Source organism: Mycobacterium sp. Soil_C_30 (assembly GCF_057656995.1).
Window position 1 is genome coordinate 31532 of the sequence record NZ_JBDGJH010000034.1, and the last position, 13065, is coordinate 44596.

Below are 13065 nucleotides of genomic sequence, written 5' to 3' on the forward strand. Positions count from 1 at the left end.
ATGCCGCCTTCGGGTTGGTGGCACTGTCCGTGTTGGTCCGTGGGGTGCTGGCCTTCGGCGGCTACTTCTACTGGGATGACCTGATTCTCGTCGGCCGCGCCGGCACCCAGGACCTGTGGTCGCCGGCGTACCTGTTCGACGACCACGACGGCCATGTGATGCCTGCGGGCTTTCTGCTGGGCGGCCTGATCACTCGGCTGGCACCGCTGGTGTGGGCGGGCCCGGCGATCAGCCTGGTGGTACTGCAGCTGCTGGCGTCACTGTCACTGCTGCGGGCACTGCACCTGATCCTCGGTTGGCGGCCGGTGTTGCTGCTGCCCTTGACCTTTGCCCTGTTCACTCCGCTGGGTGTGCCCGGGTTTGCGTGGTGGGCCGCTGGACTGAACTCACTGCCGATGCTGGCCGCGTTGGCGTGGGTGTGCGGTGACGCAATCCTGTTGAGCCGCACCGGCGAGCGACGCTACGCGGTGACGGGCACGTGCGTGTTCCTCGGCGGATTGCTGTTCTTCGAGAAAGCCGCGGTGATCCCGTTCGTCGCCTTCGCTGTGATCGCATTGCTCGGTTATGTTGCCGGCGAACAGGATTGGTTGCGCTCCGCGTGGCGACGCGGTGCGCGGATGTGGCTGCCGGCCCTGGCGGTGACGGCGGCCTGGATCGGTCTGTACATCGTGGTGGTGGACCAGCAGCGGTGGAGTACCGATCTGGGCATGACGTGGGATCTGCTGCGCCGCAGTTTCACCCACGGCATCGTCCCGGGTCTGGCCGGCGGCCCATGGGAGTGGCAGCGTTGGGCGCCGGCTTCACCATGGGCGCTGCCGCCGGTGCCGGTGATGGTGCTGGGCTGGGTGATGCTGGCTGTGACAGTGGCGCTGGCCGTCGCGCGTAAACAGCGGATCGGGCTGGTGCTGGCGGCGGCCCTGGGGTACGCGGTGGCCTGTCAGATACCGATCTATCTGATGCGGTCCTCGCGATTCACCGCCTTGGAGCTGGCCCAGACCCTGCGGTACCTGCCCGATCTGGTGGTGGTGCTCGCTCTGCTGACGGCGATCGGGTTCACCGCGCGCAACAGACCGAGCCCGCTGTTGGACAGTTCGCCTCGTCGGACCGCGGCGCTGACCGTCGTGGTGGCCGCCTTCCTGGCCAGCAGCCTGTATTCGACGTCGACATTCCTGACCAGCTGGCGGGACAATCCGACCAAGGCGTATCTGCAGAACGCCCAGGCCGCGTTGTCGCAGGCGGCGCAGTCCGGTGCGCCGATGCTCGACCAGGAGGTGGACCCGCTGATCCTGCAGCGGGTGGCATGGCCGGAGAATTTGGTCAGCCACATGTTCGCGCTGCTGCCCGACCGTCCCGAATTCGCCTCCAGCACAACCGATTTACGCCTGCTGGACATGACCGGACAGCTGAAGAAGGGCCTGGTGACCTGGGTGCGCTCCATCCGGCAGGGACCGGTCCCGGGATGCGGTTACCTGGCCCAGCCCGAGCAGCCGGTGCTGATGCCTCTCGACGGGCCACTCCTGCCCGCCGACTGGACCGTGGAGCTCAACTACCTGGCCAACAGTGACGGCACCCTGCTGGTGTCCCTGAACGAGGGCGAGCAGGCCAAGGTGCCGGTGCGCCCCGGGCTCAACCGCGTGTTCGTCCGCCTGCCGGGCGCTGGAGACGCCATCACGGTGGAGGCCCAGACCGCCGCGCTGTCGGTCTGCCTGGCCTCTGGACCTGTGGGCTTCGTCGCACCTGTGTGACCGTCGGCGCGACTCTGTGCGAAGTCGGCTCGTGTGGGAAAGTGGCTAGCATGACTAACTTGCGCGACGAAGGCGTCCAGGTTTTGCGGGAACTGCTGCCCGGGCTACTCCCGGACAACGTGCCCAACTCTCAAGTGGACTTCGGCCGCGCCGGTTTCGCCGGCGAGCTGATGGACATCGGGCTGGAGAGCATCTTCGGCAAGCTGTGGACGCGTGAGGGCCTGGCCCGGCGCGACCGCAGCCTGGTCACCCTCGGCATCCTGATCGCACTCGGCGCTGACGAGGAGATGGAGTCACACTTCAAGATCGCCAAGACCAACGGCCTCACGGAGGAGGAACTGGCCGAAGTGATCTATCACGCCTCCGGCTACGCCGGCTTCCCCGCCGCCAACGCGGCCAAGGCCGCCGCGAAACGCGCGCTCGGCAAATGATGGAGCCACCCAGGGGAATCGAACCCCTGACCTATTCATTACGAGTGAATTGCTCTACCGACTGAGCTAGGGTGGCGCGCCCGGCGAACCGGGCGGGATGAGTCTACGGTAGGGCCCGGGCAGCGCCCAAACTCAATCCCGATCCGTTCGGTTCCCCACGTAGACGGGCCCTCTCTCCCCGGCTCCTTCGTCGCCGCCTCGTCGACCCGTCTAGTTGCGCAGCGCCTGCCCCACGGTGGCGACCATGGCGTCGACCGCGAACTTCGGCTTGACGTTGGCGGCCAGGGCCTCCCGGCAGTCGAGCACCGCCTCGATGCACCGCAGCAGCTTCTCCGGTGACGCATGGCCCGCCATCGCCGATACCTGCTCGGTCATATCGGGGTGATTGAGCGCCACGCCCTTGACCCCGGACGACTGCAACAGCGCGTCCCGGAAGTAGGTGGCCAGATCGATGAGCGCCCGGTCCAGGGCATCCCGCGAGGCGCGCGTCTGCCGGGATTTCTGCCGCTTCTCCAGGTCTTTGATCGCCCCGGCCGCGCCGCGCATGGCTCCGGCCGCTCCTTTTCCGGTGCCGCCTGCACCCAGCGCGGTGCGCAGCTCCTCGGTTTCGATCTCGTTGCGGCCCTCGGTGAGCGCCTTGGCTTCGGCTTCCGCGGCGGCCACCAGTTCCTCGGCGGCGGCATAGGTACGGGTGGGGGTGGCGGCGTCACGAGCCATCGCCAGGGCACGCTTGCGCCGGTCCCGGGCGTCCGGATCGGTGGCCAGCCTGCGGGCCCGGCCCACGTGGCCACCGCTGACCGAGGCCGCCCAGGCGGCGTCGTCGGCACTGAGTCCGTCGGAATCGATCAGCACCTGGGCGATGGATTCCGAGGTCGGCGTCACCAGCGCGACGTGCCGGCACCGCGAGCGCAGGGTGATCGCGATGTCCTCGGGATCCACCGACGGCGCGCACAGCAGGAACACCGTCGACGGCGGCGGCTCCTCCACCACCTTGAGCAGCGCGTTGGCCGCACCCTCGGTGAGTCGGTCGGCGTCTTCGACCACCACGATCTGCCAGCGCCCGGTGCTGGGCCGCCGCGACGCGATCTGCACGATGGTGCGCATCTCGCTCACACCGATGGACAGCCCCTCGGGGATGATGCGCCGCACGTCGCCATGGGTGCCGGCCATGGTGGTGGTGCAGGACCGGCATTCACCGCAGCCGGGCACACCGTCGGACGTGCACTGCAGGGCGGCGGCGAAACACAACGCGGCGATGGAGCGCCCGGACCCGGGCGGACCGGTGAGCAACCAGGCGTGCGTCATGCTGCCGGTGGTCAGGGCACTGTGAGTTGCACCACCACGGGCGGCGGTGGCAGCCGCCACCAGCTCCGTCTCCACCGCATGCTGGCCGACCAAACGCGCAAAAACCCCGGACATTGCTGCCAACCCTAACGGCTGGCAGCGACATGGCAGTGCCGACCGATACGGTAATCGGGTGACCACCGAGGCAGCACCTCCCGGGCGAATCAGCGCATTCGTCCGCTGGGTGGTGCGTACGCCCTGGCCGGTGTTCACCCTCGGCATGCTGCAGGCCGACATCATCGGTGCGCTGTTCGTGCTCGGCTTCCTCCGTTTCGGCCTGCCGCCGGAGGATCGGGTGCAACTGCAGGACCTGCCCGCGATGAACCTGATGATCTTCCTGTCGGTGCTGCTGGTGTCGTTCGCCGTCGGCGCCTACGTCAGCCTGCGGCTGCTCATGCCGGTGTTCCGCTGGCAACGGCGCGACGGGCTGCTGAGGGACGCGGACCCCGAGACCACCGCGCTGGCCCGCACCCGGGCCCTGCGCATGCCGATCTACCGCACCCTGATCAGCCTGGCGAACTGGTGCCTCGGCGGCATCGTCTTCGCCCTGGCGGCCTGGTCGACGGCCAAGCACTCCCTGCCGGTGCTCGGGGTGGCCACCGGCCTGGGGGCCACCGCCACCGCCATCATCGGCTACCTGCAGTCCGAACGCGTGCTGCGTCCCGTCGCGGTGGCCGCACTGCGCGGGGGTGTGCCCGAGAACTTCCACGCCCCCGGTGTGATCCTGCGGCAGGTGCTGACCTGGGTGCTGTCCACCGGGGTGCCGTTGCTGGCGATCATCCTGAGCGTCGGCGCGAGCAAGCTGTCACTGTTCCGTGCGACCGCTGACAGCACGCTGATCCCCATCCTGCTGATGGCGCTGGCGGCGCTGATCATCGGACTGGCCGGCACCGTTCTGGTCGCCATGTCGATCGCCGACCCCCTGCGGCAGCTGCGCTGGGCGCTCGGCGAGGTGCAGCGCGGCAACTACAACGCCCACATGCAGATCTACGACGCCAGCGAACTCGGCCTGCTGCAGGCCGGTTTCAACGACATGGTGCGCGACCTGGCCGAGCGGCAGCGGTTGCGTGACCTGTTCGGCCGGTATGTCGGCGAGGACGTCGCCCGCCGCGCGCTGGAACGCGGCACCGAGCTCGGCGGACAGGAACGTGACGTCGCGGTGCTGTTCGTCGACCTGGTGGGATCCACCCATCTGGCCGCCACCCGGGCGCCCGCGGACGTGGTGATCCTGCTCAACGAGTTCTTCCGCGTCGTCGTCGACACCGTGGCCCGCCACGGCGGGTTCGTCAACAAGTTCCAGGGCGACGCCGCGCTGTGCATCTTCGGTGCGCCCATCGAGCATCCGGACTCCTCCGGCGCCTGCCTGGCCGCCGCCCGTGAGTTGCACGACGAACTGCTGCCCGTGCTGGGCACCGCCGAATTCGGGATCGGTGTCTCGGCCGGTCGCGCCATCGCCGGTCACATCGGCGCGCAGGCCCGGTTCGAGTACACCGTCATCGGCGACCCGGTGAACGAAGCCGCCCGCCTCACCGAGCTCGCCAAGCTCGAACCCGGCCACGTGCTGGCCTCGGCCACCGCCGTCAGCAACGCCGTCGACGCCGAAGCCCTGGCCTGGGACGTCGGCGAGATCGTTGAACTGCGCGGCCGCATCGCCCCCACACAGCTGGCGCGACCGGTCAATCTCGCTGTGCCCAGCGAGATCTCGCGTTAGCGCGGCACCGGCTGAGCTCAGGCTTTCTTGGCAGGCGCTTTCTTGGCCGCTTTCTTGGCGGGCGCCTTCTTCGCGGCCGTCTTCTTCGCGGCTGCCTTCTTCTTCACCGGTCCACGCGCCCGCCGGTCGGCGAGCAATTCCGAGGCCCGTTCGTCGGTGATCGACATGACGTCGTCACCCTTGCGCAGGCTGGCGTTGGTTTCACCGTCGGTGACATAGGGGCCGAAGCGGCCGTCCTTGATCACCATCGGCTTGCCGGAGGCAGCGTCGTTGCCGAGTTCGCGCAGCGGGGGTGTCGCCGCGGCTTGCCGCCCGCGCCGTTTGGGCTCGGCGTAGATCTTCAGCGCCTCGTCCAAGGTGATGGTGAACATCTGCTCTTCGGTGGCCAGCGAACGAGAGTCGGTGCCGCGCTTGAGGTATGGCCCGTAGCGGCCGTTCTGCGCGGTGATCTCCTCACCGTTGGCCGGATCCACGCCGACCACCCGCGGCAGCGACAGCAGCTTGAGCGCATCCTCGAGGGTCACCGTCTCGAGATCCATGGTGCGCAACAGCGATCCGGTGCGCGGTTTCGGGCCCGTCGGCTTCTTGCCCTTCTTGGCCGTGACACCGTCTTCCGGCTCATCCGGCGGGGGCAGCACCTCGGTGACGTACGGGCCGTAACGGCCGTCCTTGGCGACGATCTCGTGACCGGTCTCCGGGTCGATACCCAGCGAGCGGCCCTCCTGCGGCGTCGAGAACAGCTTCTCGGCCAGTTCCAGCGTCAGCTCGTCGGGCGTGAGCTCGTCGTTCAGGTTGGCCCGCTGCGGTGTGAGCTCACCGTCGTCACCGGTGACCATCCGCTCCAGATACGGGCCGTTGCGACCCACCCGGACATTGATCGCGCGGCCTTCGGCGTCGTCGAACAGCTTGATGGAGTTGACTTCTCGCGCGTCGATGTCTTCGAGATTGCCGCCGACGAGCTTCTTGAGGCCGCCGGCGCGGGCGATCGAGCCGTCGACGCCGTGCTCGCCGCCGAAGTAGAAGTTCGACAGCCAGTTGGTGCGCTGCTCGGTGCCGGAGGCGATCGAGTCCAACTCGTCTTCCATCGCGGCGGTGAAGTCGTAATCGACCAGGCGGCCGAAGTGATGTTCCAGCAGACCGATCACGGCGAACGCCACCCAGCTGGGCACCAGCGCGCTGCCCTTCTTGTGCACGTAGCCGCGGTCCTGGATGGTCTTGATGATCGACGAGTACGTCGAGGGCCGGCCGATGCCGAGTTCTTCGAGCGCCTTGATCAGCGACGCCTCGGTGTAGCGGGCCGGCGGATTGGTGGAGTGGCCGTCCGGCGTGAGCTGGTTGGCCTGCACCCGCTGACCCTGGGTCAGGTTCGGGAGGCGGCGCTCGGCGTCGTCGGCCTCACCACCGGCCTGCTCGTCGAGGCTCTCGACGTACGCCTTGAGGAAGCCGGCGAAGGTGATGGTGCGACCGCTGGCCGAGAACACGACGTTCTCACCCGTGGCCGCCTGCCCGGAGATCCGCAGACTCAAGGTGGTGCCGCGGGCGTCGGCCATCTGGGAGGCGACGGTGCGCTGCCAGATCAGCTCGTAGAGCCGGAACTCGTCGTTCTCCAGCTCCCGCCGCACGCCGTCCGGGGTGGCGAAGGTGTCACCGGCCGGCCGGATGGCCTCGTGGGCCTCCTGGGCGTTCTTGACCTTGCGGGTGTACTGGCGGGGTGAGGGGTGCACGTACTGCTCGCCGTAGAGCTGTGCAGCCTGCGTTCTGGCGGCGTTGATGGCCGACTGCGACAACGTGGTCGAGTCGGTACGCATGTAGGTGATGTAGCCGTTCTCGTAGAGCCGCTGCGCGATGCTCATGGTGCGCTCGGACGAGAACCGCAGTTTGCGGCCGGCTTCCTGCTGCAGCGTCGAGGTCATGAACGGTGGGTACGGCTTACGGGTGTAGGGCTTCTCCTCCACCGACGACACCGCCAGCGTCGCCCCTTGCAGCCCGCTGACCAGGGCGCCCGCGCTGGATTCGGTGAGCACCACCACTTCGTCGGGCTTGCGCACGGCGCCCAGGGAGTCGAAGTCCCGGCCGGTCGCGACACGTTGGCCGTCGACGGACACCAGGCGCGCGTTGAACACCGGCGGCTGCGCCGTCGGATCGGACACGCTGGCGTCCAGCTCGGCCGCGATGTCCCAGTACTCGGCGCTGCGGAACGCCATCCGCTCGCGTTCGCGCTGCACGATGATCCGCGTCGCCACCGACTGCACCCGGCCCGCGGACAGTTTCGGCGCCACCTTTTTCCACAGCACCGGCGACACTTCATAGCCGTACAGCCGGTCCAGGATGCGCCGGGTCTCCTGCGCGTCCACCAGATCGTTGTCCAGGTCACGGGGCGATTCGGCGGCGGCGCGGATGGCAGGTTCGGTGATCTCGTGGAACACCATCCGCTTGACCGGGATGCGGGGCTTGAGGGTTTCCAGCAGGTGCCAGGCGATGGCTTCACCCTCGCGGTCACCGTCTGTGGCCAGATAGAGCTCGTCGACGTCCTTGAGCAGGCCCTTGAGCTCGGTGACAGTGCTCTTCTTCTCCGGGCTGACGATGTAGAGAGGTTCGAAGTCGGCGTCGACGTTGACCCCGAGCCGGGCCCACGGCTCCGATTTGTACTTCGCGGGCACGTCGGCAGCCGCGCGCGGCAGGTCCCGGATGTGTCCGCGAGAGGATTCGACGATGTAGTTCGAACCCAGATATCCGGCGATCTTGCGCGCCTTGGTGGGCGATTCGACGATCACCAGACGTCGAACCCCGCCAGTACTGCCGCCGTTCTTACGGCCATCGCCAGCCACGTGCGCCTACGCTCCGCTCCTACAGTTGTTCGCTCCTACAGGCCCCCGACCCTGCGGGCAACTGCCAATTTTGCATTGTGGGCCCCGTGACGCAAACCGGTAACAGGCGTCACACCTGTCAAACACGGGGCCAATGAGTGAACGCTTCAACATCGGCCGGTGGTTCCCCCACGTTCTCTACCAGGCGCGATAGCCTTCTTCGGCCACTGATACGCAGGGCCGGACGACTGCCGCGAGTACCGATCAGAGTCGGTGCGATCCCAACCCGCATCAAGGCCGACGCCAGCGGCGAGTGCGTGTCCGGTGCGTGCGGGTCCAGACCCAACAGGTAACGGTCCGACTCCGGTGCGCCGGCCGCCAAAGTCCACGCCCGCAGCTCCCGCGGCCCGGGCAGCCACTGCGGCGGCACCGTCTTGACCGCCCCACGAGTCCATTCCCGGGCGATCCCGACCAGCCGCGCATCGACCGCTGTGCGCACCAGGGGGGTGTTCTCGTCGGTCCGGCTGATCTCCGGCGTCAGTCCGGCGTCGGAGATCATCTCGGCCAGCGCCACCGCCCGCCACTCGTGCTCGACGACCACCGACAGTCGCGCACCGGCATCGAGCAGGACCAGCTGCCCACCCGTGGCGAGCAATCCCGTCAGATCCGTGACGGCAGGCGGCACCGACTCCGCGGAGAAGAAGGACAGCTGCGCCACGCCACTGACAGTAAGGCAGCCCGGAAAGGGAACACCCCCGCCGGATCATCCGTACGGGGGTGTGTCGTCAGTGTCGTCGCTCAGACGGCGCGGACGCCGGTGGCCTGGGGGCCCTTGGGGCTCTGGCCGACCTCGAACTCAACTCGCTGGTTCTCCTCGAGGGTGCGGAAGCCCGACCCCTGGATTTCCGTGTAGTGGACGAACACGTCAGCGGAGCCGTCCTCGGGTGCGATGAAGCCGAAGCCCTTTTCCGCGTTGAACCACTTCACAGTTCCCTGTGGCATCTTTCGATCTTTCCTTAACTTGTAACTACCGGGTGCGGCGCACCGACGTCCGGTGAGCCGGGCCCGTTCCGACCGCACATCCTTCGCAGGAACCGCGACCGCAACGTCGATCCTGCGAAAGCTTTGACACCACACAGAAGCTGCGACCACCCTTATCCAAGCACGTTCGGGGCCGCCGCGACAGTCTCGTTGCTACAGACTGGTGAACAATTTCGGATGTGACGGCGAATTTCGGCAGCGAGCTCCTTTCTGCGGCTGTTTCCAAGGCCATTTCCGGTACCGACGGCACCGAGAATCCAATCCGTCACGTGGCCGAACTGCCCGCTCGCCAAGGCATGCCGAAGCAGTGGCCGGCATGGGCCGACCCTGAGCTGGTCACCTTGTTCACCGACCGTGGGATGCAGGCTCCGTGGTCGCACCAGGTGGCCGCCGCCGACCTGGCTCATTCCGGACGTCACGTGGTGATCAGCACCGGTACCGCGTCCGGGAAATCGCTGGCCTACCAGCTGCCCATCCTGCAGGCGCTGCTCTCCGACCGGCGGGCCAGGGCGCTGTACCTCTCGCCGACGAAGGCGCTGGGCCACGACCAGCTCCGCACCGCTCACGAGTTGACGGCCGCCGTCCCCAGGCTGGCCGATGTGGCACCCACGGCGTATGACGGGGACAGTGCCTCCGAGGTGCGCCGGTTCGCCAGAGAACGCTCGCGCTGGCTGTTCTCCAATCCTGACATGATCCATTTGTCGATGTTGCGCAACCACGCCAGATGGGCGGTCTTCCTGCGCGGATTGCGATACATCGTCGTCGATGAATGCCATTACTACCGGGGTATTTTCGGGTCCAACGTGGCAATGGTGTTGCGACGGCTGCTGCGGCTGGCCGAACGGTATTCGGGGGCGCCGACGGTGATCTTCGCCAGCGCCACCACGGCGTCTCCCGGTGAGACGGCCGCCGAGTTGATCGGCCAGACCGTCACCGAGGTGACCGCCGACGGCTCCCCGCACGGCGCCAGGACGGTGGCGCTGTGGGAACCGGCGCTGCGCACCGACGTCACCGGCGAACACGGCGCCCCGGTACGCCGGTCGGCGGGCGCGGAGGCGTCCCGTGTGATGGCCGATCTGATGACCGAAGGCGCGCGCACCCTGACCTTCGTGCGGTCACGCCGCGGCGCGGAGCTCACCGCGCTCGGAGCCCGGGCCAGGTTGGAGGACACCGCACCCGATCTCGTCGACAAGGTGGCGTCGTACCGGGCCGGCTACCTCGCCGAGGACCGGCGTGAACTCGAGCAGGCCCTGGCCGACGGCCGGCTGCGCGGGATGGCCACCACCAACGCGCTCGAACTGGGGGTCGACATCTCCGGTCTGGACGCGGTGGTGCTGGCGGGGTTTCCCGGAACGGTCACCTCCTTCTGGCAGCAAGCGGGCCGATCCGGTCGACGAGGCCAAGGCGCCCTGATCGTGCTGATCGCCCGCGATGACCCTCTGGACACCTACCTGGTGCACCACCCGGCCGCTCTGCTGGACAAGCCCATCGAGCGGGTGGTCATCGATCCCCGCAATCCATATGTCCTGGGGCCGCAATTGCTGTGCGCGGCAACCGAACTGCCACTGAGCGAAGCCGAGGTACGGACCTTGGACGCCGAGACGGTGATCGGCGAGCTGGTCGACGACGGCCTGCTGCGGCATCGCGGAGACCGCTTCTACCCCGCGCCTGGGGTGGACCCGCACGCCGCGGTCGACATCCGGGGTTCGATCGGCGGGCAGATCGCGATCGTCGAGTACGGCACCGGCCGGCTGCTCGGCGGCACCGGCGCCGGGCAGGCGCCTGCCACGGTGCACCCGGGTGCGGTCTACCTGCACCAGGGTGAGACCTATGTGGTGGACGACCTCGATTTCGAGGCCGCCGTGGCGTTCGTCCACGCCGAGGACCCCGGCTACACCACCCACGCCCGCGAACTCACCGACATCACGGTCACCGGGGCCGGCGAGCAGATCGATCTCGGCGACGTCACCCTGGGGTTCGTCCCGGTGGCGGTGACCCACACCGTGATCGGCTACCTACGCCGGACGTTGGCCGGTGAGGTGATCGATTTCGTCGAACTCGACATGCCGACGAGCACCCTGCCGACGGTGGCCGCGATGTACACGCTGACACCGGAACTGTTGGAGCGCAACGGGATCGAACCGCTGCGCATCCCCGGCGCGCTGCACGCGGCCGAGCATGCGGCCATCGGGTTGCTGCCCCTGGTCGCCAGCTGCGACCGCGGTGACATCGGCGGCCTGTCCACCGCGATCGGCCCGAGCGGATTGCCGACGGTGTTCGTCTACGACGGCTATCCCGGCGGCGCCGGCTTCTCCGAACGGGGCTATCAGCAGATCGAGACGTGGTTGAGTGCCACCGCGGCCGCCATCGAGGCCTGCGAATGCCCTCAGGGCTGCCCGTCGTGTGTGCAATCGCCGAAATGCGGCAACGGCAACGATCCGCTCGACAAAGCGGGAGCCGTCGTCGTGCTGCGCTCGGTGCTGAACGAACTGGCACGACGACTGTGAGACCAACCTCGACAAAAGTGGCTCGGGCCCAATGAGTAACGACCGACCCCTCGACGGCCGCCCCTTCGGGCGCCACTCCACCGTGGCTGGTGCGGTCGAACGGTCGGACAACACGATCCGTTCCCCATCCCCGACAGGTCGGGCACAACCGGAAAATTACCCGCAGCGATAGTGGGGTGCAAATCCGACGTGAGACGTTACCGGAGGTCACCGCAGAAAATCAGGGGATCAGCTACGGATTTCGTTGCCATAACCTCTGTGGCGGCTGTGAAAACCGCAGTAAAGTCTCGCCATGGCCCACGACTGGCTACTCGTCGAGACGCTCGGCGACGAGCCAGTGGTGGTCGCCCAGGGTGACCAACTGAAAAACCTCGTGCCCATCACGGTGTTCCTGCGCCGCAATCCCTACCTCGACAGCTTCCGGCAAGCCGTGGCGGACACCGCGGCAGCCGCCGAGAGCCTGCACCGCCGCACCCCGAGAGACCACCGGGTGGTGCGCACCGAACCGGTGGTCATGTCCGACGGCCGGGTCCACGGGGTGCACATCTGGCTCGGCCCGCCCGATGCCGTGCCGCCACCGCGCTCGGTGCCGGGCCCGCTGGTGTGGAACCTGACCACCGGCGTGGCAACCGATACCGCGCAGTCGCTGGCCAACAGCGGGATGAACCCCGACCACGAGCGGACCCACGGCAGAGCCTTCGCCGAGGACCTGCCGACGCGGGATCTCAATGCCAGCGAGACCGAAGTGCTGTCGCTGGCAGTCCGGAACACGCCCGGAACGACGTACTGCAACACCTGGGATGTCACCGACCGCGAGGGCCGTTTGATCACTGTGGGTTTTGTGGCCCGCTCGGGCCTCGAGCCCGCCCCCGACGGCACCTCGCATCTGCTGGTGCGGGCGATGAACTGGCGCAGCCACCGCGCCACACCGCCTGTGGCGCAGGACAATCTGGCCCAGCGCATCCTCGACGGCCTGGCCCGGCCGGGCAGCTACCGGGCGCTGGTGGACATCAACACCTGGACGCTGCTGAAGTGGCTGGACGAACCGTGCCCGCTCTACGACTGGCGCGGGCACACCGGCGCCCCGTGGGTGCACCCCGAGGACACCCCGCTGATCGACATCATGACGGCCGAGCTCGATGGCGGCTTGACCGAACAGGTGCTCCGGCTCCCCGGCCACGACGGCGGCTGGGTGCACATCCACGTGACCGTGCACCGGGTGGAGCTCGAACCCGGCACGTTCGCGGGCATGATCACGCTGCGCCAGCCCACCGCCACCGAGGTGGCCGTCTAGCCCGGGCCCGCCCTGGCACCGGCGTGGGCGTGGCCGGTACCCCAGCGCCCCAACCGCACCGGCACCGTCACGCGCACCGTGACGTCGAGTCCCTGCACCGAACAACCCGCGCTGCCGGCCCGCATCGCCGCGGCCACCGCCTCGGCGACCGCGCAGGCGGCCTGCCGGCCGTCGACCAACCGACC

At 68.2% G+C, this 13065-nt stretch carries 9 protein-coding genes, 1 tRNA gene and 1 pseudogene; 5 read left to right on the top strand and 6 right to left on the bottom strand.

What is annotated here, in order from left to right; genetic code table 11:
• Window positions 1–17: 17 nt before the first annotated feature.
• Together AC3A6P_RS34590 and AC3A6P_RS34595 are read left to right on the top strand one after the other, a co-directional pair.
• Window positions 18–1745, top strand: coding sequence for a hypothetical protein (locus AC3A6P_RS34590; RefSeq protein ID WP_487696949.1), 1728 nt, complete (start codon window positions 18–20; stop codon window positions 1743–1745).
• A gap of 50 nt (window positions 1746–1795) precedes the next feature.
• Window positions 1796–2176, top strand: a complete 381-nt coding sequence (locus AC3A6P_RS34595) for a carboxymuconolactone decarboxylase family protein (RefSeq protein WP_487696951.1) — start codon at window positions 1796–1798, stop codon at window positions 2174–2176.
• On the opposite strand, the gene AC3A6P_RS34600 is transcribed toward AC3A6P_RS34595, so the two are convergent.
• Together AC3A6P_RS34600 and AC3A6P_RS34605 are read right to left on the bottom strand one after the other, a co-directional pair.
• Window positions 2177–2252: transfer RNA gene (locus tag AC3A6P_RS34600), tRNA-Thr, on the bottom strand.
• A 134-nt stretch (window positions 2253–2386) separates the two neighbouring features.
• Complete coding sequence (locus AC3A6P_RS34605; RefSeq protein ID WP_487696952.1) at window positions 2387–3595, bottom strand: DNA polymerase III subunit delta'; 1209 nt, start codon at window positions 3593–3595, stop codon at window positions 2387–2389.
• Here AC3A6P_RS34605 and AC3A6P_RS34610 point away from each other — a divergent pair.
• Window positions 3594–5231 carry an adenylate/guanylate cyclase domain-containing protein gene (locus AC3A6P_RS34610; protein WP_487696967.1) on the top strand — a complete coding sequence of 546 codons (1638 nt, stop codon included), beginning with the start codon at window positions 3594–3596 and terminating at the stop codon, window positions 5229–5231. The two genes, AC3A6P_RS34605 and AC3A6P_RS34610, sit on opposite strands and share 2 nt — an antisense overlap.
• 17 nt (window positions 5232–5248) lie before the next feature.
• On the opposite strand, the gene topA is transcribed toward AC3A6P_RS34610, so the two are convergent.
• The 3 genes from topA to AC3A6P_RS34625 form a co-directional block, all read right to left on the bottom strand.
• Window positions 5249–8059 (bottom strand): type I DNA topoisomerase, encoded by a 2811-nt coding sequence (gene topA / locus AC3A6P_RS34615; RefSeq protein ID WP_487696953.1) that lies wholly within the window; start codon window positions 8057–8059, stop codon window positions 5249–5251.
• A 118-nt stretch (window positions 8060–8177) separates the two neighbouring features.
• A complete protein-coding gene (locus AC3A6P_RS34620) occupies window positions 8178–8756 on the bottom strand; it encodes a hypothetical protein (protein ID WP_487696954.1) in 579 nt (192 codons plus the stop codon).
• An 80-nt stretch (window positions 8757–8836) separates the two neighbouring features.
• Window positions 8837–9040: a cold-shock protein gene (locus AC3A6P_RS34625; RefSeq protein WP_005138711.1), complete on the bottom strand. Its 204-nt coding sequence runs from the start codon at window positions 9038–9040 to the stop codon at window positions 8837–8839.
• A gap of 218 nt (window positions 9041–9258) precedes the next feature.
• Here AC3A6P_RS34625 and AC3A6P_RS34630 point away from each other — a divergent pair, with 218 nt between their 5' ends.
• Together AC3A6P_RS34630 and AC3A6P_RS34635 are read left to right on the top strand one after the other, a co-directional pair.
• Window positions 9259–11586 (top strand): DEAD/DEAH box helicase, encoded by a 2328-nt coding sequence (locus AC3A6P_RS34630; RefSeq protein ID WP_487696958.1) that lies wholly within the window; start codon window positions 9259–9261, stop codon window positions 11584–11586.
• 292 nt (window positions 11587–11878) lie between these two features.
• Entirely contained in the window at window positions 11879–12880 is a 1002-nt protein-coding gene (locus AC3A6P_RS34635) for a PAS domain-containing protein (RefSeq protein WP_487696960.1), read from the top strand.
• On the opposite strand, the pseudogene AC3A6P_RS34640 reads toward AC3A6P_RS34635, so the two are convergent.
• Window positions 12877–13065: pseudogene (locus AC3A6P_RS34640) on the bottom strand (Rv3654c family TadE-like protein); the annotation flags it as partial. The gene AC3A6P_RS34635 and the pseudogene AC3A6P_RS34640 overlap by 4 nt on opposite strands.